Below are 3,936 nucleotides of genomic sequence, written 5' to 3' on the forward strand. Positions count from 1 at the left end.
CGGCACGGCCACCCGGTCCCCCCGGCCCTCGCCGCGCGGCGCGGCCGTGGGCCGGCGCATCGGCATCGGCCTGATCCACGGCGCGTGGCACCCCCGCGTCCTCGGTGCCCACCGGGTGCCGGCGACCGGTCCGGTGATCCTGGCCGTCAACCACGCCCACAACGTGGACGGCCCGGTGCTCATGGGCACCGCGCCCCGACCGGTGCACTTCCTGATCAAGCACGAGGCGTTCGTCGGCCCACTGGGACGCTTCCTGACCGGCATCGGCCAGATACCGGTGGACCGCGACGGCACCGACCGTGCCGCCGTCACCTCCGCGCTGGGGGTGCTGGAAGGGGGCGGGGTGCTGGGCATCTTCCCCGAGGGCACCCGGGGCGCGGGCGATTTCGCGGCCCTGCGCGGGGGGCTGGCCTACTTCGCGGTGCGTTCCGGGGCCCCGGTGGTGCCGGTCGCGGTGCTCGGTGGGGCCGAGGGGCGCAGCCGTCTGGTGCCGGGACTGCCCCCGCTGCGGGGCCGCATCGACGTCGTCTTCGGCGAGCCCCGTGTCGCGGCCGAGCCGGGCGCCCGCCGTACCAGGGCGGCGCTGGACGCGGCGACGGAGCGGCTGCGCGGTCGGTTGGAGGAGCACCTGGAACGGGCCCGACGCCTCACCGGCCGCTGACCCGACCCGGCCCGCCGGCGATCCGGTCGACAAACCAAGCCACGCACGACGCACAACGGTGGAGACGGACCATGCACGAGGAGAACACCCCCGCCCCCGCACCCCCGGGGATCGGCGAGGAGGAGTACGCCGAATTCCTGCGGCTCGCGGAGGAGGAGGGCTTCGGGGCCGACGAGTTGGGCGGCGAGATGGCCGCCGGCGGCGGCCCGCAGCCGGTGCTGGCCGTCGTCGGCCGCCCCAATGTCGGCAAATCGACTCTGGTCAACCGGATCCTCGGCCGGCGCGAGGCGGTCGTCGAGGACCGCCCCGGCGTCACCCGGGACCGGGTGACCTACCACGCGGAGTGGGCCGGCCGTCGCTTCAAGGTGGTGGACACCGGCGGCTGGGAGCAGGACGTGCTCGGCATCGACGCGGCGGTCGCCGCCCAGGCCGAGTTCGCCGTCGCCGCGGCCGACGCGGTGATCCTGGTGGTGGACGCCACGGTCGGGGCCACCGACACCGACGAGGCCGTGGTCCGACTGCTGCGCCGCGCCGGCAAACCGGTGGTGCTGTGCGCCAACAAGGTGGACGGCCCCTCCGGTGAGGCCGACGCGACCGCCCTGTGGTCGCTCGGTCTGGGTGAGCCGCACCCGGTCTCCGCGCTCCACGGACGCGGCACCGGTGACCTGCTCGACGCGGTGCTGGACGCGATGCCCGAGGCCCCGCCGGAGACCTTCGGCGGGACCGTCGGCGGTCCCCGGCGCATCGCCCTGGTCGGCCGTCCCAACGTCGGCAAGTCCTCCCTGCTCAACAAGTTGGCGGGGGAGGAGCGCGTGGTGGTGGACGAGATGGCCGGCACCACCCGCGACCCGGTGGACGAGCTGATCGAACTGGGCGACCGGACCTGGCGATTCGTGGACACCGCCGGTATCCGGCGTCGGGTGCACCTGCAGGAGGGCGCCGACTACTACGCCTCGCTGCGCACCGCCGCCGCCGTGGAGAAGGCGGAGGCGGCCGTGGTGCTCATCGACGTCAGCGAGCCGATCAGCGTCCAGGACACCCGCATCATCTCGATGGCGGTGGACGCCGGCCGGGCCCTGGTCCTGGCCTACAACAAGTGGGACACCCTCGACGAGGAGCGCCGCTTCTACCTGGAACGCGAGATCGAGCGGGACCTGGTGCAGGTCCGCTGGGCCCCCCGGGTCAACATCTCCGCGCAGACGGGTCGTCACCTGGAGAAGCTGGTCCCGGCGCTGGACACCGCGCTGGAGAGCTGGGAGACCCGCATCCCCACCGGCAAGCTCAACGCCTTCCTCGGCGAGCTGGTCGCCGCCCACCCGCACCCGGTACGGGGTGGCAAGCAGCCGCGTATCCTCTTCGGCACCCAGGCCGGCACCCGACCGCCCCGCTTCGTGCTCTTCGCCTCCGGCTTCCTGGAGGCCGGCTACCGGCGCTTCATCGAACGCCGGCTGCGGGAGCGCTTCGGCTTCGAGGGCAGCCCGATCCAGGTCTCCGTGCGGGTGCGGGAGAAGCGGGGCAACCGCCGCTCCTGAGCGACCGACGGGAGGAGGCGGACGGGCCCCCGGGCGGCGGTGTCCCCTCCGCACCCTCCCGGGGAGGGGCCCGGGGAAAGGAACCACGGGCCTCAGGTGTCGGAGGGGCGGCGCGGGGACATCGACATCCCGTGACCGGTCGAGCCGGTCGTCCGGGAGGTCGGACCACCCACGACACGGCCCCCGGAACCCTCCCCGCGCACCTGGTGGCGGCCGAAGGCCTCGGCGATGCGCACCACACCGCCGCGCGAGGAGAGTCGGCTCGCGAAGGCGTCGAAGGACTCCTCCTCACCGGAGCGGTCGCCCGGCAGGGTGCGGAAGAGTCTGCGGTACTCCGCGCACAGGGCGTCGTAGATGGGTGTCGCGGACACGGTCGGCCGCGGAGGGGGCGGCGGGATCCGCAGGGCGGGCACCAGGCCGGGGGAGTGCCGGTGGCGCCCCTGTCCGCCGCTGTCGGAACGGGACGAGTCGATGGGCTGCACACCCGGTCAACGAGCGGGAACCCGGACGGATGCGGGAGGGGGCGGGGAAGCCGTGACCGCCGGTAGCGCGCCGCCGCTCCCGCGCCCCGTCCCGGGCCATCCGGCGGTCGGCGGTGTCCGGGTGCCCGCGCGGGCACCCGGACCGGGGCGTCAGGTCCCCGAGAGCGGCAGCGCCGCGGCGACCAGGACGCCCTCCAGCGCCGCCTTCTCCAGTGCCACCCGCAGCAGGTCCTCGCGGGGCTGCCGGCCGATGGTGCCCACCGGAGCGGCGTAGACCAGCACCGTGTGCCGGTCCTTCGCGGTGGCCCGCCACTCGTCGGTCAGCGCCAGGGGACGGTGGGCCTGCCACCACGGGGCCGAGGGCGCGCCCACCAGCCCCGGCTGGAGGATGGAGTGCAGTTCGCCGTCGACCATCAGCACCGACCAGCCCGGCAGCTCCTCCGGCATCCGCCCCGGGTCGGCGACCCGCTGGAAACCCTGTTCCCCCAGCAGCTCCAGGAAGACGTCCTCCGGCGCGTCGCTGCCCGGCCGGGCGATGGGGGCCGTCGGCTCGATCACCAGGGCGGGGTAGAGGTCGTCCCCCACGGCGATCTGGCCGCAGGTCACCCCGAGCACCGCCTGACGGGGGGTACCCCCCAGCTCCTCGGCCGAGACGGGGGGCGTCTCCCCGGTGATGGTCTGCACGGCGCCGCGCAACTGCTCCTCCGAGACCGGTACCACCCGCGAGGGGAGGCAGTCGGCGTGGGCGAAGGCCAGGACGGCCGTCTCCTCGCCGACGAACAGGACGGTGCTGGTGGGGTCGCGTTCCGGGTCGCCCGGCGTCCGGCACGACGTGCAGTCGTAGGCGCCGGGGGCGGTCTCCCCGGCGAGCAGCCGGTCGGCCTCTTCGTCGCCGATCTCGGCGCGTACGTCGTCGCTGACGTCGAGCATGGTGGGCACTGTCGCTCCTCGGTTCCGGCCCGCACGACGCGCGTTCGGGCGGTGGGCGGTTCTGTTGCCCTGCTCAACGCCGGAAGCGGGCGGGGGTCACGCCCCGGCGGGGGCCGACCCGATATGTGAAGAAACGGTCGTGAATGATCGCCGGAGCCGGGATTCCGACGCTTTCCGACGCCCCGGTTTCCGGTTCTTTCCTCCCCGGGGCGGTGCCGGGAACCGCCGGGAGGGAACACCCGGAAACCGGGGCGTCACGGCGGGGACCGCACCGGCAAAGCCCGCCCCGTCCCCCGCCGGTGTTCCGCCCCGGGGAAACGTCGCCCCGGGC

4 protein-coding genes are annotated in these 3,936 nt (G+C 74.8%); 2 read left to right on the forward strand and 2 right to left on the reverse strand.

Annotation, left to right across the window (positions count from 1 at the left end):
- The first annotated feature begins 46 nt into the window (after nucleotides 1-46).
- Together FOE67_RS19025 and der are read left to right on the forward strand one after the other, a co-directional pair.
- The gene (locus tag FOE67_RS19025) at nucleotides 47-661 is read left to right on the forward strand and encodes a lysophospholipid acyltransferase family protein (protein WP_182665913.1); all 615 of its coding nucleotides are present in this window, start codon (nucleotides 47-49) and stop codon (nucleotides 659-661) included.
- A 71-nt stretch (nucleotides 662-732) separates the two neighbouring features.
- Nucleotides 733-2,193 (forward strand): ribosome biogenesis GTPase Der, encoded by a 1,461-nt coding sequence (gene der, locus FOE67_RS19030; RefSeq protein ID WP_182665915.1) that lies wholly within the window; start codon nucleotides 733-735, stop codon nucleotides 2,191-2,193.
- A 92-nt stretch (nucleotides 2,194-2,285) separates the two neighbouring features.
- On the opposite strand, the gene FOE67_RS19035 is transcribed toward der, so the two are convergent.
- Complete coding sequence (locus FOE67_RS19035; protein WP_182665919.1) at nucleotides 2,286-2,564, reverse strand: hypothetical protein; 279 nt, start codon at nucleotides 2,562-2,564, stop codon at nucleotides 2,286-2,288.
- Between the two features lie 261 nt (nucleotides 2,565-2,825).
- A complete protein-coding gene (locus FOE67_RS19040; RefSeq protein WP_182665917.1) occupies nucleotides 2,826-3,614 on the reverse strand; it encodes a DUF8842 C-terminal domain-containing protein in 789 nt (262 codons plus the stop codon).
- Nucleotides 3,615-3,936 lie beyond the last annotated feature (322 nt).

The sequence above is a fragment of the Streptomyces calidiresistens genome (assembly GCF_014141525.1).
Taxonomy (GTDB): Bacteria; Actinomycetota; Actinomycetes; order Streptomycetales; family Streptomycetaceae; genus Streptomyces; species Streptomyces calidiresistens.

Excerpts from the sequence above, each read along its gene's own strand:
- der (WP_182665915.1), top strand. The coding sequence starts at position 733 with ATGCACGAGGAGAACACCCCCGCCCCCGCACCCCCGGGGATCGGCGAG.